19 protein-coding genes and 1 tRNA gene (1 of these 20 only partly in view) are annotated in these 24775 nt (G+C 72.0%); 9 read left to right on the forward strand and 11 right to left on the reverse strand.

The genetic code is table 11. From position 1 onward, the window contains the following. Positions 1–1612, forward strand: the 3' portion of a protein-coding gene (locus WME97_RS14110) for a transglycosylase domain-containing protein (protein ID WP_437552413.1). Its footprint begins 758 nt before the window's first position; the window shows 1612 of its 2370 coding nt (coding positions 759–2370); the start codon falls outside the window, past its left edge; its stop codon occupies positions 1610–1612. 24 nt (positions 1613–1636) lie between these two features. On the opposite strand, the gene tadA is transcribed toward WME97_RS14110, so the two are convergent. The 3 genes from tadA to WME97_RS14125 all read right to left on the reverse strand — a co-directional run bounded on the left by tadA (position 1637) and on the right by WME97_RS14125 (position 3565). Further along, positions 1637–2170, reverse strand: coding sequence for a tRNA adenosine(34) deaminase TadA (gene tadA / locus WME97_RS14115; RefSeq protein WP_437552414.1), 534 nt, complete (start codon positions 2168–2170; stop codon positions 1637–1639). Between the two features lie 34 nt (positions 2171–2204). Then, positions 2205–2278 (reverse strand) — tRNA-Arg (locus tag WME97_RS14120). A 657-nt stretch (positions 2279–2935) separates the two neighbouring features. Beyond that, on the reverse strand, positions 2936–3565 hold the full coding sequence (locus tag WME97_RS14125; protein WP_437552415.1) for a hypothetical protein: 630 nt from the start codon (positions 3563–3565) through the stop codon (positions 2936–2938). Between the two features lie 24 nt (positions 3566–3589). On the opposite strand from WME97_RS14125, the gene WME97_RS14130 reads away from it, so the two are divergent. The 5 genes from WME97_RS14130 to WME97_RS14150 all read left to right on the forward strand — a co-directional run bounded on the left by WME97_RS14130 (position 3590) and on the right by WME97_RS14150 (position 11355). Further along, positions 3590–4444 (forward strand): redoxin domain-containing protein, encoded by an 855-nt coding sequence (locus WME97_RS14130; protein WP_437552416.1) that lies wholly within the window; start codon positions 3590–3592, stop codon positions 4442–4444. Between the two features lie 38 nt (positions 4445–4482). After that, entirely contained in the window at positions 4483–5886 is a 1404-nt protein-coding gene (locus WME97_RS14135) for a VWA domain-containing protein (protein ID WP_437552417.1), read from the forward strand. A gap of 16 nt (positions 5887–5902) precedes the next feature. Further along, entirely contained in the window at positions 5903–7435 is a 1533-nt protein-coding gene (locus tag WME97_RS14140) for an acyl-CoA carboxylase subunit beta (protein ID WP_437552418.1), read from the forward strand. 90 nt (positions 7436–7525) lie between these two features. Then, complete coding sequence (locus WME97_RS14145) at positions 7526–9961, forward strand: S8 family serine peptidase (protein ID WP_437552419.1); 2436 nt, start codon at positions 7526–7528, stop codon at positions 9959–9961. 125 nt (positions 9962–10086) lie between these two features. After that, complete coding sequence (locus WME97_RS14150; protein ID WP_437552420.1) at positions 10087–11355, forward strand: pyridoxal phosphate-dependent aminotransferase; 1269 nt, start codon at positions 10087–10089, stop codon at positions 11353–11355. On the opposite strand, the gene WME97_RS14155 is transcribed toward WME97_RS14150, so the two are convergent. The 6 genes from WME97_RS14155 to WME97_RS14180 form a co-directional block, all read right to left on the reverse strand. Next, positions 11342–13021, reverse strand: a complete 1680-nt coding sequence (locus tag WME97_RS14155) for a L,D-transpeptidase (RefSeq protein ID WP_437552421.1) — start codon at positions 13019–13021, stop codon at positions 11342–11344. The two genes, WME97_RS14150 and WME97_RS14155, sit on opposite strands and share 14 nt — an antisense overlap. 94 nt (positions 13022–13115) lie before the next feature. Further along, a complete protein-coding gene (locus WME97_RS14160; protein ID WP_157906653.1) occupies positions 13116–13274 on the reverse strand; it encodes a hypothetical protein in 159 nt (52 codons plus the stop codon). Between the two features lie 191 nt (positions 13275–13465). After that, positions 13466–14200 (reverse strand): AgmX/PglI C-terminal domain-containing protein, encoded by a 735-nt coding sequence (locus tag WME97_RS14165; RefSeq protein WP_437552422.1) that lies wholly within the window; start codon positions 14198–14200, stop codon positions 13466–13468. Between the two features lie 86 nt (positions 14201–14286). Continuing rightward, positions 14287–15120 (reverse strand): metallophosphoesterase family protein, encoded by an 834-nt coding sequence (locus tag WME97_RS14170; RefSeq protein ID WP_437552423.1) that lies wholly within the window; start codon positions 15118–15120, stop codon positions 14287–14289. A 76-nt stretch (positions 15121–15196) separates the two neighbouring features. After that, complete coding sequence (locus WME97_RS14175) at positions 15197–17365, reverse strand: DUF1565 domain-containing protein (protein ID WP_437552424.1); 2169 nt, start codon at positions 17363–17365, stop codon at positions 15197–15199. Positions 17366–17448: 83 nt separating this feature from the next. After that, positions 17449–19143 carry a hypothetical protein gene (locus tag WME97_RS14180; protein ID WP_437552425.1) on the reverse strand — a complete coding sequence of 565 codons (1695 nt, stop codon included), beginning with the start codon at positions 19141–19143 and terminating at the stop codon, positions 17449–17451. 254 nt (positions 19144–19397) lie between these two features. Here WME97_RS14180 and WME97_RS14185 point away from each other — a divergent pair, with 254 nt between their 5' ends. Further along, on the forward strand, positions 19398–19769 hold the full coding sequence (locus tag WME97_RS14185) for a hypothetical protein (protein ID WP_437552426.1): 372 nt from the start codon (positions 19398–19400) through the stop codon (positions 19767–19769). 83 nt (positions 19770–19852) lie between these two features. Here the strand turns inward: WME97_RS14185 and WME97_RS14190 are convergent, their stop codons facing one another. Both WME97_RS14190 and WME97_RS14195 read right to left on the reverse strand, forming a co-directional pair. Then, positions 19853–20374: a hypothetical protein gene (locus WME97_RS14190; protein ID WP_437552427.1), complete on the reverse strand. Its 522-nt coding sequence runs from the start codon at positions 20372–20374 to the stop codon at positions 19853–19855. Positions 20375–20522: 148 nt separating this feature from the next. After that, the gene (locus tag WME97_RS14195) at positions 20523–21248 is read right to left on the reverse strand and encodes a hypothetical protein (RefSeq protein WP_437552428.1); all 726 of its coding nucleotides are present in this window, start codon (positions 21246–21248) and stop codon (positions 20523–20525) included. Between the two features lie 112 nt (positions 21249–21360). On the opposite strand from WME97_RS14195, the gene WME97_RS14200 reads away from it, so the two are divergent. Further along, complete coding sequence (locus WME97_RS14200) at positions 21361–22365, forward strand: beta-ketoacyl-ACP synthase 3 (protein WP_437552429.1); 1005 nt, start codon at positions 21361–21363, stop codon at positions 22363–22365. A gap of 170 nt (positions 22366–22535) precedes the next feature. After that, positions 22536–24722 (forward strand): glycoside hydrolase family 3 N-terminal domain-containing protein, encoded by a 2187-nt coding sequence (locus tag WME97_RS14205; RefSeq protein WP_437552430.1) that lies wholly within the window; start codon positions 22536–22538, stop codon positions 24720–24722. Positions 24723–24775: the final 53 nt, after the last annotated feature.

Raw genomic sequence — 24775 nt, forward strand, 5'->3', positions numbered from 1 at the left:
TGCGGTTCGAGAAGCCCTTCTGCGGGCGGCGCAGGGCATCGATCTGGCGCTCGGCAAGGACGCCAAGGTCGACGTCGCAGGTGTCACCGCGCGCCTCCGGCGCGACGCCGATCACCTCAACCTGGGACCGGGGCACCTCGCCGTGCGGCGCGAAGCAGGCTCGCTCGTGGTGGAGCTCTCGCCTGGAGAGGCCGCGATCGCGGCCGCTGGCGCCGACGCCCAGCAAGCGCTCACCTTTCGCCTTCGCGTGCCGCTCAGCGACGCGAAGGAGACCCCGCAGGAGATCGTCGCCGACGTGCAGGGCGGACCCATCTGGCTCTCCACCCTCGGCGTCCATGAAGGGGACATGGGCCTGTTTGATGTGGCGCGGACGTCGATCGTCAGCCGCGCGCGGGTCGTCCTCTCGGCCGACGGTCAGACGCTTGGCGTCGACGGCGAAGGAAGGTTGAAGAACCTCTCTCTGCGGAGCGCGGCCCTGGCAGACGAGCCCATCGCAGGCCTCGACCTGGCATGGCGAGCGAAGGCGAACGGCAAGCTCGACGGGTCCAAGCTCGTCGCCGAGGACGCCGAGGTCGACCTCGGTGCGCTGAGGCTGATCGCGCGCGGCGAGTACGAGCACGCCGGGAACTCACACCGGGTCCGCGGCACCTTCGAGGTGCCCCTCACGGCTTGCCAGTCGATGCTGGATTCGGTGCCCAAAGGGATCGTGGCGAAGCTCCACGGAATGAGGCTCGCCGGCTCGTTCGGGATCGAAGGGAAGCTCCGGTTCGATACCGCGAACCTCGACCGGAATTTTTTGCTTGACTGGGGCGTCTCCAACACCTGCCGCGTGACGGAGATGCCGCCGGAGCTCAGCGTCGATCGCTTCAAGCGCGCGTTCCGGCGCCTGGTTTACGGGCCCGGGGGCAAGCGCGTCGACATCGAGTCCGGGCCAGGGACCGCCGATTGGGTCCCCTACGAGGACATCTCCCGCTTCATGGAGGTCGCCGTGCTGACCACGGAGGACGGCGCCTTCCACCGGCACCACGGGTTCGACGAGGAAGCCATCAAGAACTCGATCCGCGAGAACCTCCGGAAGAGGAGGTTCGTGCGCGGGGCGAGCACCGTCAGCATGCAGCTCGCCAAGAACCTCTACCTCGAGCGGACCAAGAGCGTGGCGCGCAAGCTCCAGGAAACCTTGCTCACCATGTACCTGGAGCAGGAGCTCACCAAGGAGCAGATCATGGAGCTCTACCTGAACGCGGTGGAGTTCGGGCCGCTGGTCTACGGCATCGGCGCCGCCGCGCGGCACTACTTCAACGCGTCGGCGGCGCAGCTCTCGCTCGGACAGGCGCTGTACATCGCCTCGATCCTTCCAAACCCGAGCGTGCAGCACTTCGATGCGAACGGCGAGGTCACCGCTGCGTGGAGCGGGTACCTGCGCAAGCTCATGCAGATCGCGCACAGGCGCCATCGGATCTCCGACGAGGAGCTGGAGAAGGGGCTCCAGGAGGTCGTGGTGCGAGGCTCCCCTGCGCCTCATCTGGCGCCCCATCAGCCCTCCGAGGACGGCGGTGAGGCCGGCGAGGGTAGAGCGGGAGAGGACGAGGGGGGCGCCTGGGCGGCGCCTTGACGCCCGCCCGCGCGGGCCGGGCCGTCAGCGCTTCGACGCGGCGGTCCGGAGCTTCGCGAAGAACGCGCGAAGCACGCCGGCGCACTCGTCTGCCAGCACGCCCGACGTGACCGCGAAGCGATGGTTGAGCCGGTTGTCGCGCCCGATCGCGAAGAGCGTGTCGACCGCTCCCGCCTTCGGGTCCGGGCAGCCGTAGACGAGCCGCGCAATCCTGGCATTGACGAGCGCGCCGGCGCACATGGGACACGGCTCCAGCGTCGCGTAGACCGTCGCCCCTTCGAGCCGCCAATGACCAAGCCGCCTGGCCGCCGCCCGCAGCGCGTCCACCTCGGCGTGACCGGTCGGATCCTGATCGATCTCGCGACGATTTCGTCCGCGCGCCAGCACCGTCCCCGACGCATCGACGATGAGCGCCCCCACGGGGACGTCACCGGCACCTGCCGCAGCCTCGGCCTCCGCGAGCGCCTCGCGCATCCACAGCGCGTCGACGCTCGCTGGGTCCTCCGGCTGTGCCACAGGGGAGAGGAGCAAATCCGCTCCGTCATCCATGACATCCATGAGAGGCTCAGGACCTTTTACACGACCGATCAGGCGCGCCCAGGAAGATTCGAACTTCCGACCCCCGGCTTCGTAGGCCGATGCTCTATCCAGCTGAGCTATGGGCGCTCTGGTGAAGGCAAGTGCAAGGCGTGGCTACGCCACCGCACTCCCGCGTCGCGCTCGGTTGCGCGAAGTGAGTGCCGGCGTTTATACGCCCCTGAGCGAGCTGTCAAAGGAAAAGTGATCGAGGCCTGAGGGCGCCTGCTCGGAGCGCAGGACAAAAACAGGGCGCGCGGCGACTCCGTCACGGAATGGCCGCGCGCTTTCACACGCTCTCGAAGGGCAAGCGAAGCTCTGAAAGCGCACCACGAGACGAGCAGGCCAAGCTGACGAAACGGGAAGAAGCCGTAAGCCAAGCAGCAGCGGCGCCATGAAGAGGCGGGATGGCGCCCGCTGAACGACCAAGCACAAGCTAGTGAGGCCCGTTACGAGGGGAGGAGGACCGAGACACGCTGCAGCCCACAGCGCAGAACACGGCCAATTCCGCCTGGAGCAGCCTCTGTGCCATCTCGCAGCCTCCTCCTCGGCGCGTCCTCGCGCGCGCGTACGTCCAGCGGAATACTCACGTTTCGCCGCGGTTTCTTGGGCTGTCATGGATCCGTGTCCGACGAGGTGCTCGGGCAGCGGTGTCGCGTGCCATGCCGTGTTTCGCAATCTTTGCGGACCAAGAGCCCGGCCAACGGACGCTGTGACGCGTCGCGCTGTCGAGGGCCACGCGGGCGCCTATCGGGGGCCGCCGAAGAGGTGGTCGTGTGGGGCGTCGGCATGACAGCGCTTGCAGAGGGGCAGGGCGCCGCGGTGGGTGGAGGTGCCCTGGGGCGTGAGGACGAGGTACTCCCAGTTGCCGCCGTCGGGGTCGTAGCCAGCCGGTCGCTTCACCATGGCCAGGAGCGTATCCGGCTCCGATGCGCCCGCCCGGTAGTGGAACTCGACAACGGCCGCGCCAGAGGGGAGAACGCGATCTGGACCGAGCTGCGGGTAGGGCGCAGCGGCCGCGTTGACCCTCACCTCCGCCTCCATCTCGCCGGTGAAGTGCTGGGAGCGAGCCCGACCCGTGACAGGCTGGAAGCTCGCGAGCTGCCCGGCGAGCTCCCACGCCGAGGGCGCCCCGGCCGGAGGTGCAGCGGGCGCCGGGGCGGAGGCACGCCCCTCGGGGACGGAGCTGGAGCCGCGTCCGATCCACTCCGTGGTCTCCGCGATGTGAACGGGGGACGGGGACGGCGGGGGCGGCGCACAGCCCAGGGGCAGGGGGGCCCACCCGGAGCGGACCCGCGCCTCCGTCGAGAGCGTCATCGAGGCGAGCGACGCCGCAGCGAGCGCGCACCACGCAGAGAGGCGGGTTCGGGACCGCACCGGTCGAGATGCTACACTGCCCGGATGTACCTGGCCTCTTCCAGGCGAGGCCGCGCATGGCGCGCCCTCTGGGCCGCCACGCTGGTGTCGCTGTCGGGCGCCGCGCTGCTGGGAGGCGCCCCGCACGCAGCCGCCGAGGAGGCGTCCCGCCGCGCCTGGCTGGGCGTGGAGCTGGAGCCAGGGCCGGCCGGGGGGGTGGTCGCGAAGCACGTCGTCACCAGCTCGCCGGCGGCCAAGGCGGGCATCGTGGACGGGGATCAGGTCATCGCGGCGGATGGCGTCCAGATCGACGAGCCAAAGCAGCTCGTCGCGCGTGTCGCGCTCGCGGGGCCTGGGAACGTGGTGAACCTCCGGATCCGGCGCGGCGGACGAGAGCGAGACGTCGCGCCGACGCTGGTGCCGTTCCCCGGGCACGATCAGATCCTTCGCCTCGACAAGATCGGCACGTTCGCGCCAGCCTGGAAGTCGCTCACCACCGTCGGAGGGACCGTCCCGGCGAACATCGGGACCCTGCGCGGAAACGTGGTGCTGCTCGATTTCTGGGCGACCTGGTGCGGGCCGTGCCGCTTGATGGCCCCGCAGCTCTCGGCGTGGCACGCGGCGTACGCCGCGCAGGGGCTGCGGGTCGTGGGCGTGACGACCGACGACGTGGGCGTCGCGACGAAGACAGCGCAGGCCCTCTCGATGCGCTACGCGGTCGCGGCGGACGTGTCGGAGTCGACCTCCGCGGCCTACGGCGTCAAGGCGCTCCCCACGATGTTCGTGATCGACAAGAAGGGCGTCATCCGGGACGTGGTGGTCGGGTACGACCCGACCCGGCACGCCGAGGTCGAGAAGCTCCTCAAGGCGCTGCTCGCGGAGGCCGCGCCGGCGCCGTAGCCTGCGCGGGCCGCGCGGGCTGGACCGGTACGCTCGCCATGCTCCTCTCCATCGACGAGTTCCTCTGGGCGCTGCGCCGCGACGGCTTCGCCGTCTCGACGGCGCAGGCCATCGATGTCACGCGCGCGTGCGCCCTCGTCGGGTTCGGCGACCGAGGGACGCTGCGCGACGCCATCGGCGCGGTGGTCGTCGAGCGCGCCGCCGATCTCCGCCGGTACCGCGCCTGCTTCGATCGCTTCTTCTCTCCGGCGGGCGCGCACGTCGGCGATCTGTGGGGGCGCCTGCGGGAGCGAGGGTTCTCGGGTGGGGAGCTCTCCGCGCTTCGCGATCTGCTGAGCGCGGCGGCGGAGCGGAGCGGCGCCTCGGGGGACGCGATCGCGTTCCAGGCGCTCGCAGGGACCGCGGGGGAGCTCGACCGCGCGCTCCAGGCGGCCGGGATCGCGCGCGTGCTCGCGCCGATGACGAGCTCGCTCCAGGTCGGGTTCTTCGCGCAGCGGGTGATGGATCAGCTCGGGGTGCCGGCCGTCGCCAGCGCGCTGCGGCGGATCCGGAGCGCGCTCGAGGAGGCGCTCGGCGAGGAGCGGGGGAGGGCCCTCGCGGAGGCGCTCGCCGCCGAGCTGGAGCGGATGCGGCACCGCGTGCGCGAGCACGTGACGCTGTCGCTCCGGCGCGTCGAGGGCGAGGAGCCAGCTGCGCAGGGCCGCATGGATGTCCCGTTCGCTTCGCTCGGCGAGGGCGAGATGGAGGAGGTGCGCCGCGCCGTGAAGGAGCTGTCCGTGCGGCTCCGGGGCGCGGAGCGGCTCCGGAGGCGCCGCGCGCGGCGCGGGAGGATCGATCCCCACCGGACGCTGCGGCGCAGCCTCCAGACCGGCGGCGTGCCGTTCCAGCCGGCGCGTCGAGCGCGGCGGCGCGACAAGCCGCGCCTGATGATCCTGTGCGACGTGTCGGACTCGGTCCGCGTCGCCGCGCGGTTCATGCTCGAGTTCGTCTGCGCGGCGCAGGAGCTCTTCGACCGGACGCGATCGTTCGTCTTCGTGAGCGAGCTCGCCGAGACGACCGAGCTCTTCGAGGCGTTGCCGGCGAGCTCGGCGCTCGAGCGGATCCAGCGCGGCGAGGTGGTGAGCCGGGCGCACAACTCGAATTACGGGCGCGCCCTGCTGGCCTTCGAGGAGCGACACGGGCGTGACGTGGACCGGCGGGTGACCCTGGTGATCCTGGGCGACGGGCGCACGAACTACTTCGCCGACGAGGCGGAGGTCGTGAGGAGGCTCCGTGACCGGGCGCGGGCGCTCCTGTGGCTGTGCCCCGAGGGGCCGGGCGCCTGGGGGACGGGAGACAGCGCGATGCCGCGCTACGCCGCGGCGGCGACGAAGGTGCTGGTCGCCCGGACCGCGCGGGAGCTCGAATCGGCGGCGCGGGAGGTGGTCGCCCGGCGCGCTTAGGGCTATGGGTCGCGCCATGTCGCTCGATCAGAAGCTGCGGGATCTCACGGCGCGCATCGAGAAGGGAGGCGCGCAGAAGTACCACGACAAGAACGCGGAACAGGGCAAGCTGTTCGCGCGGCAACGCGTCGCGCTGCTCGTCGATGAAGGCAGCTTCATCGAGGACGCGGCGCTCGCCAACGCGCTGGATCCCGAGCTGCCGGCCGACGGCGTCATCACGGGCACCGGGACGGTGGGCGGGCGCCCCGTGTGCGTGATGGCGAACGACTCGACCGTGAAGGCCGGCTCGTGGGGGCGCCGCACCGTCGAGAAGATCCTGCGCGTGCAGGAGACCGCGCGGCGCCTCCGGTGCCCGCTGCTGTACCTCGTCGACTCCGCGGGGGCGCGCATCACCGACCAGATCGAGATGTTCCCCGGGCGGCGCGGCGCGGGCCGGATCTTCTACAACCAGGTCGAGCTGAGCGGCCTCGTCCCGCAGATCTGCCTGCTGTTCGGCCCGTCGGCGGCGGGGGGCGCCTACATCCCGGCGTTCTGCGACGTCGTGTGCATGGTCGAGAGCAACGCGAGCATGTACCTGGGCTCTCCGCGGATGGCCGAGATGGTGATCGGCGAGAAGGTCACGCTCGAAGAGCTCGGCGGAGCGCGCATGCACTGCTCGGTCTCGGGGTGCGGCGACGTGCTCGTGAAGACCGAGGAAGAGGCGATCGCCTTCGCGAAGCGCTACCTCGCGCTGATGCCGCAGAGCTCCGCCGAGACCGCGCCCCGCGTCGAGCCGAGGCCGGAGAAGCCGGGGCAGCGGCCGCTCGAGGACGTGATCCCCGCCGACGAGAACAAGCCGTTCGACATCATGGCCGTGATCGACGCGATCATCGACGAGGGCAGCTTCGTCGAGATCAAGAAGCTCTACGCCCGAGAGATCGTCACGGGGCTCGCGCGCGTGGAGGGACGCGCGGTCGGCATCGTGGCGAACCAGCCGAAATACAAGGGCGGCGTGCTGTTCGTGGACTCGGCCGACAAGGCGGCGCGGTTCATCTGGCTGTGCGACGCCTTCAACATCCCGCTCCTGTACCTCGCCGACGTGCCCGGCTTCATGATCGGGACCGTCGTCGAGAGGCAGGGGATCATCCGGGCCGGGGCGAAGATGATCGCCGCCGTGAGCGAGGCGAGCGTGCCGAAGCTGTCCGTCGTCGTGCGCAAGGCGTACGGCGCCGGGCTCTACGCGATGTGCGGGCCGGCGTTCGCGCCCGACGAGTGCATCGCCCTGCCCTCGGCCTCGATCGCCGTGATGGGGCCGAGCGCCGCGGTGAACGCCGTCTACTTCAACAAGATCCAGGCGATCCCGGCGGGGCCCGAGCGCGATGCGCTCGTCCAGAAGCTGCGTGACGAGTACCGGGCCGACGTCGATCTGGAGAAGCTCGCCAGCGAGCTCGTGATCGACGCGATCGTCCCGACGGCGAACCTCCGCCGCGAGGTGGCGCGCCGCTTCGAGCGGTACGCCGGCAAGGTCGAGGAGAGGCCGCGAAAGAAGCACCTCGTGCCGCCGGTGTGAAGCGGCCCGCGGCGCGCTCCGGAGAGCGCGCGGTGACGGCAGTGCCCTTCGAGACCTCGGCCGCGCGCGGACGTGGTGTAGACTCGCGGCGTGCTCGCCCGCAGGTTTCCGCTCTCCATCGCGCTGCTCGGCCTCACCCTCGCGGCGGGTGAAGCGCGCGCCGACGTCTCGGCCCCGGCGGTGGCGCGCCTGCTCGGCTCGCGCCTGGGTCGGCACCCGCTCGCCGATCCGCGGGGGCGCATCCCCGTGATGGTGCCGCTGCCCGCCGGCGCCGACGCGCGAGCGCTCGGGCTCCTCCCGGTCGCGCCGGGCTTCGGGACGATCCGGCTCGCGCCCGGCGACGTCGGCGCCTTCTCCGTCGCGCACCCGGAGCTCAGGCTGCTCACAGGACCGCCGCGGCGGCCCCTGCTGGATCGGTCGAAGGGGTGGATCCGCGTCGAGCCGTACAGGAAGGCGACCGGCGCGGACGGCGAGGGGGTGGTCGTCGGCGTCGTCGATACCGGCCTCGACGTGACCCACCCGGACTTTCGAGACAAGGACGGCAAGACACGGATCCGATGGATGCTGCAGGCCGGAAGCCCGAAGGGGTTGCACGCGGCGCTCGAGCACACGTACGGGTGCGACGATCCGGACCAGTCGGCGTGCGCGATCTTCTCCGACGCCGACATCGACGCCATGCTCGCGCAGAGCAAGCCCGGCATCCTCCGCGATATCGCGGGGCACGGCACGCACGTGGCATCCATCGCCGCGGGCAACGGCGGGCCGATGGTCTCGGAGCGGCCGCGGTACATCGGCGTGGCGCCCGCCGCGACGTTGATCATCGCCGCGCCGGCGCGGCCCGGCGAGGGCTTCGACGATCCGGACATCCTCAAGGCGGTGCAGTTCATCTTCGACCGCGCCGAGGAGCTGAACATGCCGGCGGTCGTCAACCTGAGCGTCGGGAGCGATTTCGGGCCCCACGACGGGACGAGCCCGCTCGAGGCGGGGCTCGCCGCGATGGTCGGCAGCGCTCATCCGGGGCGGGCGATCGTCGTCGCCGCCGGCAACAGCGGCGCGACGTACGAGATCGACGGCGAAGGACCGCTCGGGATCCACACCGAGGCCCACGTCTCGGCGCACGCCGAGACGCGGGTGCCCATCCGCACGCCGAGCGCGAAGCGCGGCGAAGGATACGTCTGGATCACCTTCCGGCCCGGGGACGAGGTGTCGGTCGGCCTCGACGGGCCAGGCGGCGAGGCGTGGATCGGCCTGATCGAGCCCGGAGATGACGCCGGCTACACAGGTGACGACGGCGAGACGACCGGCGCGGTCATCAACCGGCTCGCGAACGGGAAGTCGCCCATCACCGCGGCGACGAACAGCGCCGTCGTGGCCTTCAGCGGGGCGTGGAAGGCGGGCGAGTTCGCGATCCGCCTGCGAGGCCAAGGGGACGCGCAGCTCTGGGTGACGGGGCTCGGCGACGTCTCGCCGTCGCACGATCTCGGGCTCCTGTTCCCGCGCGCCATCAAGCAAGGGACGATCAACGTGCCCGCGAGCCACCCTGGGCTGCTCGCCGTGGGATGCACCATCAACCGCGTCCGCTGGCAGCCGCAGGGGAGCTCCACGAGCGTGCGCCTCACGAGCCTCGACGGCGTGGACATCGAAGAGGACAGCGCCTGCTACTTCAGCGCGGCTGGTCCCACGCCGTTCGGCGTGGCCAAGCCGGAGATCAGCGCGCCCGGCGGCCTGGTCGCGGCCGCCATGGCCAGCGGCGTCGACCCGCGCGACGATCCCGGAGGGCTGTTCGATACGCCCGGGTGCCCCGGTGACGAGCCTTGCTTCGTCGTCGATGACCACCACGCGATCGCGTCAGGGTCGTCCATGGCGGCGCCGCAGGTCGCAGGGGCGATCGCGCTCCTCTTCCAGGTCAACCCGAACCTGAGCCAGGCGGAGGTCACGGAGGCGCTCCAGGCAGGCGCGCGGTATCCGAGGGGCGCGGTGCCGCTCGACGCGCAGCTCGGTCCCGGCGTGCTCGATCTCGAAGGCGCGCGCCTCGCGCTCGAGGCCGCCGAGACCGGCGGGAACGAGCCGGCGCTCGACAAAAGCTGGTACGTCCTGTCGAGCTCCTACGCGAGGCCCGACCCGTCGTGGCCGGTCTGGGGGACGATCGAACTGCGACGCTCTGACGGCGCCCCGGTGAGGGGTGTCGATGAGAAGCTCACGGTTGCCGTCCGCGGCGGGGTGATGCACACGCCGCTCCGGGAGGTGCGCCGCGGGCTGTGGCAGTTCGCGGTCGCCGCGCCGCGTGGCTCCGGAGGGGCGACGCTGGCCGTCGACGTGCTCTACGACGGCGCCTCGCTCGGCGCGCGCGAGCTCCCGGTCGGGAGCGACGTCTGGATGGCGAACGGAGAGCTCGAGGCGACCAGCGGCGCGTGCACCTGGGCCGCGGCTCGCCCGGACGGCACGCCGCCGTCGAGCCGCGCCGCCTGGGGCCTCGCGAGCCTCCTCGTGGTGGCGTCCGCGGCGCGCCGTCGGCGCCGCGGCTGAGCACCCCCGCTGCCCGCGCGCCCTTGCGTCGCCCGGGCGCGCGCGGCTGCAGTCCGGCGTCGTCCGTGTCACGGTGGCCGACCGGCGGGGCGGGGTAGAGCACGACAGCGATGGAGCAGGGACGCATGGAGAAACGGGTGATCCTGGATCGACCTCCCGCGGCAGAGACAGACGCGGGACACGCGCGCGCGCCCCGGCCGCTGCGGTTCGCGGCGCGCACAGGCTGGGATCTCTCGGGCAACAGCCTCGCGTCCGTGCTCGCCGAGGCGCGCGGGGCGGGGCGCGCGCTCGTCGATTTCACCGAGTCGAACCCGACGCGCTGCGGGATCGCCGAGACGGCTCACCTCATCGGGCCGCTCGGCGAGCCGCGCGGCGCGCGGTACGCGCCGCTGCCGCTCGGCGATCCGGCGGCGCGCGCCGCGGTGTCGCGCTACTACCAGGAGCGCGGGCTCGACGTGGATCCGTCGAGCGTCGTGCTGACGGCCAGCACCAGCGAAGCGTACGGCTGGCTGCTCAAGCTGCTCGCCGAGCGCGGCGACGACGTGCTCGTCCCCGTGCCGTCGTACCCGCTCCTCGAGTACCTCGCCTGCCTCGAGGACGTCGCGCTCACGCCCTACCCGCTCCTCAGGGAGGAAGGATGGCGCATCGACCTCGGCGCGCTAGAGCGCGCTGCCGGCGAGCGGACGCGCGCGGTGGTGCTCGTCCATCCGAACAACCCGACCGGCTCCTTCGTGCGTCGCGACGACGCCGCCGCGCTCGAGGCGTGCGCCAGGGAGCGCGGGCTCGCGCTGATCGTCGACGAGGTCTTCGGGGACTACGCCCACGGAGACCTCGCCCCGGACCGCTTGCCGAGCTTCGCCGGCTCGCGGCAGGCGCTGACGTTCGTGCTGAGCGGGCTCTCCAAGGTGATGGCGCTGCCGCAGCTCAAGCTCGGCTGGATCGCGGTCTCGGGGCCGCCGGAGCTCGCCGCCGCGGCGCTGGAGCGGCTCGAGGTCATCGCGGACACCTACCTCTCGGTCGGCACCCCGGTGCAGCTCGCGCTGACGGAGATCCTCGCCTCGCGGGCGCCCGTCCAGCGCGCGATCCTGTCGCGCGTGCAGGCCAACCTGGCCGCGCTCGACGCGGCGATCGCCGCGCGCGCCGGGGGCGCGGTCCGGCGGCTCCCGATCGACGGCGGCTGGTACGCGACGCTGGAGGTCCCGCGCGTGCACGACGAGGACGGCTGGGTCGAGCTGCTCGTGCGCGACGAGGGGATCATCGTCCACCCCGGCTACTTCTTCGATATGCCGCGCGACGGCTTCCTCGTGGTCGGCCTGCTGCTCGATCCGGACGTGTTCGCGGAAGCCGCGCTGCGGCTCATCGGCCGGATCGCGCGCGCGATCAGCGGTGAATGAGGACCACCGTGGAGCGGCCGGCGTCGCGGGAGGCCCGCAGGCCGTGCCAACCCTCCGGCACCGGCGGGTCGGTCCAGGCGAACATCTGCTTGGCGTCGATGGGGGAGAGGTTGACGCAGCCGCCGCTCTTCGGCTCGCCCCAGGCGTCGTGCCAGTACGCGCCGTGCAGCGCGTGAGGTCCGCTGAAGTTCTGCACGAACTGCACCTCGGAGTGGACGATCTTGTCGTTCGTGCTCGAGACCATCGTCGCCGTCACGAACTTCCCGTCGATGCGGAAGCGCCCGGTCGGCGTCGCCGCGGTCTCGATGGCGGGGATGCCCTGCCTCGGGACGCCGCCGCGCCCCGGTGAGATGAGCGTCGCGAAGACCGGGGTGAGCTCTTCGTAGGCGACGAACCAGCCGCCGAGCACGCTCACCTCGATCCACTTGCGCGGCGACGACGGATCGCCGTCGCCCTCGAGCGGCGAGCGCTTCGCCGCCTCGATCACGACGGCGTCGTCCGCGCGCACGTAGACCCCCGGCTCCTGCGTCTCGAGGAGCCGCTCGCCGTCCTCGACCTCGGCGCGACCGGTGAGCCCGACCGAGGCGAGCCGCGCGAACGACGCGCCGGTCGCCTCGAAGCGGCCGCCGGCGCCCCGCTGGTACTTCGGCCGATCGGTCTTGCGGAAGAACGCGAGCGGGAGCGAACGCCCGTCCTTCAGCCAGACGCCCTGGAAGCTCGAGCGCGGGTAGGGCTTCAGGCGATCCTTCGGCATGTACGCCTGGTCCGAGGTCACCACCCAGGTCCGATCCTGCGCGTCGAACGCGCGGGTGAACGCCACCGTCGAGCCGTTCACGATCCGGTCGCGCCCCTCGCGCACGAGGCCCCCGAATGGAAACAGCGCCGGGGCGGCGACCCCCGCGGGCTTCAGGTCGACTCCCACGAGGGCCTCGTCGATCTCGCGGATGGCTTCCTCGCCGGCGCCCTCGGCGGCGCGCACCTTCGCGATGTTCGCGAGGTGCTCCTCGAGGTCCCACTCGGAGCGCCGCTGCTCCTTCGCGCTCGGGAGCTGCGGGTAGCGCGGCGCGCCGGTCGACTCCGCGTAGTCATAGGGCCACGGGGAGTCGACCCTGGGTGCGTGCGGCCGCAGCGCGGCCACGACCGGGTCGTTCGGGTCGACCGCGGCGCTGGCGCCAGCGCAGACGTAGCCCCGCGGCTCGATGGCGTACCATGCGTTGCACCCCTCGCCAGGTGTCCGCGCGGCCTCGACGCTGCCGCCGCGCAGCGCGACGGAGCCGCCGAGCCCCAGGTAGCCGCTCCAGCCCCGCGTCGGGTAAGGGCCAGGGCTGATCCACGCAAACCGCGCCTTGGAGTAGATGCGCGCGCCCTCCGCCGCCGCGCTGGCGGGCGGCGCCGTTGCCGCCGCGCTCGCCGCGGGCGGCGCGTCGGCCTCCGCCTGGGCCGGCGCCTTCGTGACGTGCGCCGCCTCGACGAGCGCGGCGCGCGGCGCGGCCGCTCCCGAGGACACGCGTGGCGCGTCCGCCTCGGGGGGCGTCCGCAGGGAGTCCGTCTCGAGCGAGGCAGGCGCCGCATCGGCGGGGCTCTCTTCGGAGCAAGCTGCGGCGCCCCCCGACGCGATCGCGCACGTCAGGGCCGCGAGGAGGAAGGAAGGCGGTGAGCTAGCCATGCAAGCGGGAGAGACTAGTTGCCGGTTGCGACCGCGGACAAGCGAACGACAGCCGCGCCGCCCGCGGCTGCCGGCCGGGGAGCCGCGCTCGCCGCTAAAGCCTGCCGAGCACGGCCACCACGAGCAGGATGACCCCGACGAGCGCCGCCGTGATCATCGCGAACCTCATGAGGCGCGGCTTCAGCCACTTCCACAGGACGAGGCGAGCCACCTTCCACAAGAGCACCAGGATCTGCCGGAGGACCTTGCCCACGACGAGAGCGTAGCGCAGTCCCGCGGCGCGCGCTGCCAGCAAGGGCGGTAGAATTCGCGGCCAATGGACGAGCCCTGCGGCCCTCGCCGCCTCGGACAGGGCGGGACGCAGCGCGCCGCGCCTGCCGGGCACCTCCGCCAGCGGCCAGCCCGGCGTGCGGGCGATCGCTGCGTGCGGTGCGCGGCGTCACGTCAATCGATGTCGACGCTCACCTTCGATGCATAGCTGCCAGGAGAGGGAAAGGTGATCTCGCGCAGCGCGCCGGCGACACACTCGGCCGCCTCCTCGCCCCGTTCGTCGTTGCTGGACACGCCCACGCTGAGCGGCTTGCCGTCGGTGTCGATGTAGAGCGTGGCCTTGATCTGGCTGGCGCCCGCCTGGCTCCGGCACGACGCGAGCGCCGGCCTCGCCTTCTTGTACGGCGTCCCGAGCTGGTCGGGCGTCCAGGGCACGGGCAGGCGCTCGTCGCTGCTCGGCTCGAAGGTGAAGCTGTTCTCCGCCAGGCCCTCTCCGCCGACCGGCTTCGGCCACCTCGTCGCCTTCAGGACGCTCAGCATGCACGCCTCGGTCTCGCGATCGCCCAGGTTGGAGTCCTTCACGAACGCCCAGCGCGCCGTGCCCTCCTCGGTCACCCGGACCTTGAAGCGGATCTCGCCCCCGAGATAGGGGATCCGCTGGACGCCTTTCTGGTAGCAGCGCGAGAGCCGAGGCGACACGCGCTCGAACGCCGCTTGCACCTTCTCCTCGTTCATGCCGCCGATCTCGGAACCCGAGCTCATCCTCGGGCTCGACGTCTCGACAGGCTCGGCGTCGACCATCACCGGCGCCACGGACGTGGGCGCGGCGCCGCCGCAGCCCAGCTGGGCCGCGAACGTCGAGAGAGCAACGACGGTGATGGTACCCCTGAGTAAGCGCGTGAATTTCATGATCGAACGAGGACTCTATACGAGCCGCGTCTTGGGCGAAAAGAGCGCGATGAGGGGAACGCGCGCTGCAGTGCGTGTGAGAGATTCTACGCCAGCGCGAACGCCGACGCGCCGCTCCGAACGCGCGCCCGCTCGGACAGTAGGCGTCCGCAACGCACACGGTAGAGGCGTAGCGGTGAAGGTCCGTCCACGAGCGCCTGAGCGCAGAAGATGCGAGGCGGCGCGCCTGAGCGCACCGGCGCGTCGTGCGCTCGGTGCGTATGGCCGTGGATCACGTGAAGGTGATCGTGCTCGTGGAGCAATGCCATGAGCTCAGCGCTGTTGATGAGGCCGTCCAGCCACTGCATCGCGCCGATTGGATGGCGGAGCGGCGGGTGGTGCTGGGCGAGCACGAGCGCGTCGCCCGAGCGGCGCGCCTCGACGGCGAGCGAGGCGATCCACGAGAGCTCGCGGGCCGCGATCGCGCCCGCCGAGCGGGTCACCGGCTGCATCATGGCGGTCGAGACCGCGGCGACGACAGCCCCAGGCAGAGCGACGGCGGTGCCCTGCCTGCTCGTCGCCGCGAAGGGGCGGAGGCAGCCCTCCAGCGCGCGCTCCCACGCGCCTTCGGTATACGCGTCGTGGTTGCCAGGCACCAACGTGACGCGGGCCGGGTCCCAGCCGCTCTCCGCCAGGACGGCGGCGAGCACCTCGAACTGGGCAGGAGTCCCGTCTTCCGTGAGGTCGCCGGTGAGCACCAGGTGGTCCGCCCCGCTCCGCCCTGCCTCGATGAGCGCGGCCAGCGTGCGACGGCGGCGTTGCGCCGCGTCGATGGGGCGGCCGAAGCTCAGGTAACGAAGCCGCCACCGCTCGGCGCCGCGGCGCCGGTCGTGATCCGCCTCGAGGAGATGGAAGTCCGTGAGGTGCGCGATCGTCGTCATCGACGCGATCGTGAGCCCTGACCGACGTCGTTCTCGCGACATCGACGCAAGCTCTCGGCGACGCAAACCGCGATCGTCACGGGGCGGGCGTGGCGCTGCTCGGGACGGGGAGCGCGCCTTCGGCGAGGTGATCGCTCTCCTGGTTGCCCTCGAAGCTGTTGTCCTCCGACACCGACGGCGCCTGCGCGCCCTGCACGACGAGGCCAAACCGGTTGCCGGTGGACTCCGAGCTCGCGAGCGCGCCGTGGCTGTCGCTGAACAGCAAACCGGCGCGCGCGCAGCGCTGCACCTGCACCGAGCTCACCTGCGCCGTCGAGCCCAGGACCACGAGGCCGTCGCCCAGGTCCGGCACCGATTCCGTCTGCCCACCGGGGCTCAGGGCCGAGAACGTGCCGCCCTCGACCCCGAGGATGACCGTGTCCTCCACCGTGCTCGGCGAGGCCAGCAGCAGGCCCGCCACGCGGCTCTCCAGAACGGCCGACCTCCGGACGAGGACCTGCTCCGCCCCGGCGCTCAGCAGGCCGACGCCGCCCGTGCCGTCGCGCTCCTCCGGCAGCGAGCGCTCGATGAGGCTGTCCGAGATCTCGAGGGTCGCACCCCGGGACGCGGACACGCCTGCGACGTGGGGCTCCAGAACATACGTCGACGCAAGCGCGGCGCGGCCACCCTGCACGAGCACGCCGGCGGCGCGATCCCGGTGCAGCGGGTTCGCGCGCGTGCCCTCGATGACCACGCCGCTCGCCGAGAGCGTCCCGCCCGAGACGAACAGTCCGGCGTCGCCGGCCTGGCGCACGAGGCTCGACGACAGCGAGAGCGCTCCGCCGCGCAGCTCGACGGCCACGCCGAGGTGACCGCTCTCCGAGGCGGACGCGCCGTCGAAGAGGTTGCCAGAGGCCTCGACCTCGGTGCCGGCGTCCGCCACGGCGAGCAGCGCGTCGCACGCGCCGGACAGCACGCTGGACGCGAGCGACGCGCGCGCGCCCTGCTCCACGGCCAGGCCGCCGGCTTCGGGCGCCGCGTCCGCCGGGGCGGCGATGAGGGTGCGCGCCGCCACGAGCTCCGCGCCGGCGCCCGTCACCAGCGCGCCCAGGTGATGGTGGACGAGCGCGTTCGCGTCGAGCCGGAGCGTGCCGTTCTCGAGGTGCACGCCGACGCCGTCGCTCGCCGCCGACCGCAGCGCCGCGGCCTCCAGCAGGTTGCCCTCCGCGACCACCTCCGCCGCCTCGGAGCTGATCCGCAGGTTGACCGTGCCGCCGACCAGCGCGTTCTCGGTGAGCCGCGCCTCGGCCCCGGAGACGACGAGCACGCTGGTCCAGACCTCGCCCGCTCCATCGTCCGCCCACGACGACTGGACGAGGCTGCGCGACAGATCGAGGCTCGCGCCAGGGAGCGCGACCACGAGACCATTGCCGCTCTCGCCCGTCACCCGGATGTCGCGCACCGAGACCGCCGCTGCCTGGATCAGCACCCCGATCGAGGCGCTGAGCACGCTCACGCCGCGCACGCCGGCGCGGTCGACGTCGTGGATCCAGACCGCGCTGACGTTGCCGCTGGGATCGCTCTGCTCGCCCCGGAGCACCACCCGGGAGGCGCACCTCCCGACGATCTCGATGGGCTTCGTGATCTCGATCGGCTCGTCGTACTCGCCCTCGGCCACGACGACGCGCCCGTCCGCCTGGACGCCCGCCAGCGCCTCCGCCAGCGTCGTGAACGGCCGCTCCCGCGACCCGTCGCCGTCTCCGCCCTCGTAGCCAGGATCGACGTGGAGATCGCCGGGCGTCTCGACGATCTCGCCCCACGGCGCCGAGCCGCAGCCGTCCGGGCCGTCGATGGAAACACAGCCCTTCTGCGGGACCGCGAATGTTCCCTCCGGGCACCTGGCCATGGTGGGATGGCAGGCACCGCCCTCCACGAACTCCGCCGCACAGCCGGGGATCCCGACGTCGATGCAGCCCTCGTCGTGCTTCGGGATCGTCCCGGGCGAGCACTTCGCGAGCGCGGGACGACAGAAGCCGTCCTCGTCGACGAAGGCGTCGGCGCAGCCCTGAATGCCCACCTGCGCACATCCGCTGGCGCCGCTGATCTGCCCCGGCGCACACCCCGAGCCACCGGCGCCCTCCCCCGGGAGGTGGGTATACGGCGGCAGGTCGGTGCTCTCGCAGCCGAAGAGCGAGACCGCGCACAGGCTGGAAGCGAGAGAGAAAAGACACCAGAGCGCCGAGTGTCCAAGCTTCGTGCGCAACACCCCACCAACCTAGCAGATGCTCCGATGCGCACGCCGGCAATGCGCGCCTACCTCGCCGTCTCCAGCCGCTCGAGACCGGACATTCACGGGCGTGACCCGGACAGCCGCACGTCGGCTCGCGCCCAGGCGCGCTTGAAGCGCGCGTGTGCGGCGTCCGCTTCCTCTTCCTTGCCCTGTGCGCGGAGGCTGCGCTCGAGCCCGGACAGCGACCAGCCATTCTGCGGGTTCTGGCGCAGGTCCTCCCGGTACGTCGCCTCCGCGTCGCGCGCGCGGCCCGCCGTGAGGAGCACCGCGCCGAGCGTGTGGCGGACCGGCTCGGGCCAGTCAGGCGGCTCGAAATAGCGCAGCTCGTCCTCGATGCGCGCGGCGTCCTGGAGCACGCGAGCAGCGGCGCCGGTGTCGCCGCGCTCGGACGCGATCTGGCCCTCGAGCACGAGCGAGGCGATCTCGAGCAGATCCTTCGCGCGGTTCCTGCCGATCGTCGCGTCCTCCCGGCTCTCGGACGCTATCGCCCGGAGCACCGCCGCCTCGCGCGCGGCATCGTCATGGCGCCCCGTCGCGGCGAGGGCGCGGCCGCGCGCATAGCGCCATATCCCCGTCGTGTACCGCAGCTCGGGCGGCGGCGCCGGCTCCGCGAGGGCGTCGTCCCACCGTCCGAACCGGACGAGCGCGAACAGCAGCGCAGGGCGGAACATCTCGAGCATCGGCATGTGTCGGACGTTGTGGTCGGGCACCGCCTCGGCCAGCTCTCGCGCGGCGCGCACCGCGACGGCGCTGCGCCCCTCCATGCTCGCCGAGACCGAGAGGAAATGGAGGTTGTGCGGGAAGTACATCATCGGATAGATGCCCTCCGGCCGCCGCTCGCGGATGTACCGGCGATCGGCCAGCACCGCCTGCTCGTTCGCGTCAGAGGCGTCGGCGTAGCGACCGACGCGCATGAAGATGTGCGACGCCATGTGCACGAGGTGCCCAGCGCCAGGGGCCAGACCGCCGAGCCGCTCGGCGCTCGGCAACGCCCGCTCCGGCGCGCGCGACGCTTCGACCGCGTGGATGTAGTAGTGATTCGCGCCGAGGTGCTCGGGATCTCGCAGGAGGACGCCCTCCAGCGTGGAGACGATCTCCTCGGTCCCGGGCTGCGGCCGGCCATCCTGCGTCCAGAGATCCCACGGGCGCAGATCCATGAGCGCCTCGGCGAAGAGGACACCCGCGTCGAGGTCGTCGGGGAAGCGACGGGCGAGCTCGCGCATCGCGCTCGCGTAGGCGCGGTCGAGGTCCGCGCGGTCGCGGCCCGACGTTGAAGCGTGGCGCTCCGCCAGCGCGTCGATGTACGCGCGCTCGCGCTCGCTGGCGGACGCGGCGAGCGCGCGCGCCTCCTCCACGGCCTCGAGGGCGGCCCGCTCCCGCGCCGCGTCGGTCGGCTGGTTGATGTTGGGGCCGAGCGTGAGCGCGATGCCCCAGCGGGCCATGGCGAGGCCGGGATCGAGGCGGGCGGCCTCCCGGAATGCCTTCCTCGCCTCGTCGTGGTTGAACGCGTAGACGAGCCGCAATCCCTGATCGAAATAGCGTTGCGCGAGCTGCGATGACGTCGTCACCGGGTGATGGAGAGCGCCGATGTCCTCGAACAGAGGGACGCGCTCGGCGTCGGGCGCCTCCGTAGGCCCTGGGTCGGTCGGCGGCTCCACTCCGGGCGAGGCGGGGCGTGGCTCCGCGCCGCACGCCGCGAAGACGGCGGAGGCGCAGAGCAGGGGCAGGATGAAGAGCGCGCGTCGAGCTGTCATGGGCAACCTCCCTGGAGCCCGGATCGCCACGGGCTCCGACGGTCCAACATCCCCTCGCGGGGTCGCTTTGCCTCGGGCGCCGCCCTCCGGCGCGATCGCGGAGGTCGAGCCGAGCGAGGACCATGCACGCGCGGTTCCCGCCGCGCGGGAAGGCAGCGCACAGAAGGCCCGAGCGTGGCCGGGCCTCCGACGCGCCCGCGCCGTCAGCGCGGTGCTCGATGGACGGACGGCGCGACTTGCGGCAACCTCGGGACATGACGACGTGCAGGGATGAAGCTCTCCGCTGGGTTCACCGCTACGCGATCGGCGGGGCGGCGTTCGCCGCGCTTCCGCTCCCGATCTCGACCTCCGCCGGGCTCGTCGCGATCGAGACGCACATGATGGCGATGGTCGGCGAGATCTACGGCGAGAACATGGGATCCGTGGTGACGACCGCCGCCGGCGGGAGCTTCGCGATCCTCGGGCAAGGCCTGAAATTCCTGGCCACCCGGGCGGTCGGCTTCGTCCCCCTGATCGGGCCGGCCATCAAGATGGGCATCGCGGCGCTCACCATCGAGGCGATCGGCCGGGGCGTGGTGGGGCACTTCGAGCGAAAGTACCCGGGCAAGATCTTCGAGAAGGCGTGAGCCGGCGTGGCGTGCGCGGCGCGCGTGCGAGGCGCGCCGCGCGCCGCGCCGCCTGGTGCGCCGCGCGCCGCTATCGACGTCCGTCAGTTCTCGCAGCCGCTGCAGGCGAGGGGGCAGGTGCCGTTCACCGTCGCCTGACAGTGAAGGTCGGGCGCGCCGGCGCTGTCGCCGTAGTCGCAGCAGATCTCGCCAGCGTCGCAGCATCGCACGCCGCAGCAGAGGCCTTCTTCGCAGCCGAAGCCGGGGGCGCACGCATTCGCGCACTCGCCCTGGATGCAGACCTGAGCCTCGGTGCAGGTCGTGCCGCACGACCCGCAATTGCTCGGATCGCCGGCCAGGTTGACGCACTCCGATCCACAGCACGAGAGCCCGGGCTCGCACGTGCACATCGTGCCGCCCTCGCCGCCCATGCCGCCTTCGCCCCCCGAGCTCGTCGTCGCGACGGTGGAGGTCGCTCCGCCTTCCCCGCCCGCGCCCCCGCTGGAGGAGCTCGATGCGGTGACATAGATCGGCCAAAGGTCGACGGTGCCCGGGTCAGCTTCACATCCAGCGACGGCGAACAATGCGGCCCACGACAGCAACGCGATCACCCGATGACAGGGCATGAGCACCTCCAAGCCGAAAATCACACTACCACGGAGGGGCGCGGCCACACGAGGGGGGCATGGCACACGGCGCGGCGCCGGCTGTATGCACTGCGTCGTGCGCCGCGTCGCGCGCGTCACGACGATGAACGCAGCGGCGCCTGCGACATCAGGGGGTGATGAGCTTGCAGTCCGACAGGAGCCCCGTGTACCAGTCATCGGTCCTGTCGAGCCATGCGCCCTCGCTGGACCAACGGATGCCGGGCCGCTTCATCCTGCCTTCGACGGTGTAGGTGCACTTCAACGCGAACCGCGCGGACGGCAGCTTGCCTGAGGTGAGCGCGGGCTCGCTCCAGAGGCCGGCGGCGAGGAACTGGACGCGGTCCGTGGTCGTGTAAGGACGGAGCAGCTTTTTGTCGTCCGCATCCCCCTTGGACCAACCCTGGGTGGGCGACTCGAACGCGCAGTGCCGGCCGCTGATCTCCTCGGCCGACCAGCAGGCGAGATCCTTGATGTCGGTGGACACGAGGGTGACCTCGACCTGGGACTTGTCCCCGGGTTTCCACTTGGGGCCGGCGGTGCCGGCCGCAGGCTCACGCCCGAAGTAGGCGAAGGCCGCGGCGAGGCCGCCGATGATGATGAGGAACAGGATCATGCTCTTGCCGAGCGAGCCGCCCTGCGGTTGGGCGGCGGCGCGAGGCCGCGCGCCGGGCTTCTTGCCGGCCGGGCGCCGCGCTGCGCCAGCCTGCTTTGCAGGACGCGAGGCTCTGGCGGGCGCCGCGGCGTCGGCGCGGCCCTCGCCGTCCTCCTCGCTGCGGGTGTCCTGCGCGTCGGCCTCGCCGGGAGGCGCTTCGTCCGTGTCGGGGCGGTCTCTGTCTTCGGAGCTCGTAGCCATCGAGGCGCTTTATGTACCGGAGCGCGCCCGCGACTCAAGCATTCCGTGGACCGAACGGCAGGGCACGATCGCCCGTTCCAACGAGCAGCCCTTGATGTAGGCTGCGGCCGCGATGACGTTCGATGCCAGAAATCCACGCGCGCGCATCCTCGGCACAGGCCGCTCCCTGCCGCTCGCCGTCCCGACGAGCGAGGCGCAGGCGGGCGCGCCGCCGGCGGACGGCGCGGCGGGCGACCCGGGCGCGAGCGACGAGCGGCGCCGCGTCGCGCCCGGTGAGCGGACGAGCGACCTGGCGGCGCGGGCGGCGAAGGCGGCCCTCGAGGCGGCCGGCGTCGGGCCGCGGGATCTCGAGATGATCATCCTCGCCACCTCGAGCGGCGACGCGCCGATGCCGGCGACCGCGGTGTACGTGCAGCAGAAGCTCGGCGCCGAGCACATCCCGTCGTTCGACCTCTCCGCGTCGCTGACGGGCTTCCTCTACGGGCTGTCGGTGGCGAACCAGTTCGTGACGGCGGGGACGATGAAGCACGTGCTCGTCATCGGTGCGGACCTGCTCTCCCGCCGCCTGGATCCGCGGGACAGGGCCTCGGCCCAGCTGTTCGGCGACGGCGCCGGCGCGGTGGTGATCGGGCCGGCGACCGGTGACGGGCGCGGGATCCTGAGCGTCGGCTTGCGCGCCGACGGGAAGAGGGCCGATGTGCTCCAGGTGCCCGGCGGAGGATCCGCGGAGCCGCTCACGGTGGAGCGGCTGGCCGACCGGCGGCAGTACCTGCGCGTGAAGCAGCCCGAGCTGCGGCAGGCCGCGGAGGAGCACCTCGGGGCCCACGCCCTCTCGGCGATCACGGCCGCCGGGCTTGCGCCCGCGGACGTCGACTGGGTGATCCCGCACCACGCCGACCCGCACCTCGTCGCCCTCCTCGCCGAGCGCCTCGGGTGCCCGCCCGAGCGCGTCCTCGGCGCGGCCGACGGCGCCAGCGCGGCCGGGACCTGCGCGGGCTCGGTGGCCATGGCGCTCGACGAGGCGCTCCGCGATGGCCGGATCCTGCCCGGAAATCACGTGCTGCTGTGTGCGCTCGGCGGCGGCCTCACGTGGGGCAGCGCCGTGCTCCGCGTCTGAGTCGACGAGGGCCGCGGTCTCTGGTGGCGCGCGGCCCGGCCGGCACACGGCCCTCGAGGGAGCCCGCGCGCTGCGCTCGGTGGTAGTGGGGGGATTCCCCGCGCCGCCACCGAGCGACGAGCGCGACGGTGGACTTGTCGCCGTGCGCTCCCCATCGTGCAGGAGAACCCATGAACGACGCTCCTCTCTACAAAGATGCCAAGCAGCCCGTGGGAAAGCGGGTGGAAGACCTCCTGAGTCGGATGACCCTGGACGAGAAGGTGGGGCAGCTCATGCAGCTCGACGCCCAGGGAGATCTGGAGGACGCGATCGGGCGGATGAAGGTCGGCAGCCTCCTGCACTGCAACGGGAAGGACGCTGACACCGCGATCCGGCGCGCGCTGGACACCCGCCTTGGCATTCCGGTGCTGATGGCCGACGACGGGATCCATGGCCATTCCTTCTGGGCGGGCGCCACGATCTTCCCCACGCAGCTCGCCATGGCCTGCAGCTGGGATACGGGGCTGCTGGAGCAGGTCGCGCGGGTGACCGCCGCCGAGATGCGGGCCACGGGCCTCAAGTGGACGTTCTCTCCCGTCCTGTGCCTCACACGCGATCTCCGCTGGGGCAGGGTGGGGGAGACCTTCGGCGAGGATCCCTATCTGATCGGCGAGCTCGCCTGCGCGATGATCAAGGGCTATCAGGGCAAGGGCCTGGACGATCCGGACGCGGTGCTGGCGACCGCCAAGCACTACGCGGGGTACTCGGAGACGCTGGGCGGCCGCGACGCCTCGGAGGCGAACATCTCGCGGCGCTATTTGCGCTCGTATTTCCTGCCGCCCTTCGAGCGGGCCGCGAGGAGCGGCTGCATGGCCTTCATGACTGGATATCAGTCCATGGACGGGATCCCGGCCACCGCCAACCGCTGGCTCCTGACGGAGGTCCTCAAGGAGGAGTGGGGGTTCGAGGGGATCCTCGTGACCGACTGGAACAACGTGGGCAATCTCGTGCTCGATCAGAAGGTCTGCAAGGACATGGCCGAGGCGGCCGCGGTGGCGGTCCGGAGCGGAAACGACCTGATGATGGCGACACCGCAGTTCTACGAGGGCGCTCAGGAGGCGGTGCGCCTCGGGCTCCTCGCCGAGGCCGAGATCGACGCGGTCGTGCGGCGCGTCCTGTCGCTCAAGTTCTCCCTGGGGCTCTTCGAGGACCCGGGGTACAGCAGCGAGCAGCGCATCCAGGAGATCATCGGGTGTGCGGCCCACCGGGACCTGAACCTGGAGGTCGCGCGGGCGTCTCTCGTGCTGCTCAAGAACGACGGCCTCCTGCCGCTCGCGGACGCCGCGGCGTCGAGGCCCTTGCGGCGGATCGCGGTGATCGGCCCCAACGCGGACGACACGATCGCCCAGCTGGGCGACTGGTCGCTCGGCTCGGGCCAGATGAGCGGCGGCAACGGGCCGCAGCACCCCCGCTCGAGCATCGTCACGATCGTGGATGGGATACGGGAGCTCGCGCCGCCGGGGTGTGAGGTGGTCTATGCCGCGGGCTGCTCGGGTCTCAGCGAGGACGAGTCCGGCATTCCCGCGGCGGTCGAGCTGGCCCGGGGCGCAGACGCGGTGGTGCTTGTCCTGGGGGACAGGATCGAGCTCATCGGCGAGACGAAGAGCACGGCGACCCTCGAGCTCATGGGCGGACAGAGGGCCCTGTCGGACGCGATCGCCAGGACCGGCGTGCCCACGGTCGTTGTCCTCGTGAACAGCAAGCCGCTGGTCCTGCCCCGCTCGGCGCTCGGCGCGGCGGCGATCCTCGAGGCGTTCAACCCGGGGATGATGGGCGGGCGGGCCGTGGCCGAGGCGGTGTTCGGAACGATCAACCCCTCTGGCAAGCTGACGATCTCGTTCCCCTACCACGTGGGCCAGCAGCCGATATTCTACAACCAGGCCCGCGGTCAGCACGGGAATCGCTACGCCGACCTCACGCAGGAGCCGGCGTTCGCCTTCGGCTTCGGCCTGAGCTACACGCGCTTCACCTACGGGGAACTGAAGGTCCTGACGCCGAGCGTGGAGCGAGGCGGCACGGCGTCGTTCGAGGTCACGATCACCAACGCTGGCGGGCGCGATGGCGTCGAGATCGCCCAGCTGTACATCGAAGATCTGGTGACGTCGTCCACGTGGGCGCAGAAGGAGCTGAAGGCCTTCCGCCGCGTGAGCCTGGCCGCGGGGGAGGCGCGCAAGGTGCGCTTCGACGTCCCCGTCTCGGAGCTGTCCCTGGTCGACGCGGAGGGGCGCCGCGTGGTGGAGCCGGGGGATTTCCGTGTCCACATCGGCTCGTCGTCCCGGCCGCAGGACCTGCTCGGCGCCGGCTTCGCCGTGGCGTGACGCGACGGCAGAGACACGGGAGAAGGGGACCGCCAGGGCGCGAGGAGCGCCAG

Source organism: Sorangium sp. So ce367, assembly GCF_051520455.1.
In the GTDB taxonomy this organism is placed as follows: domain Bacteria; phylum Myxococcota_A; class Polyangia; order Polyangiales; family Polyangiaceae; genus Sorangium; species Sorangium cellulosum_B.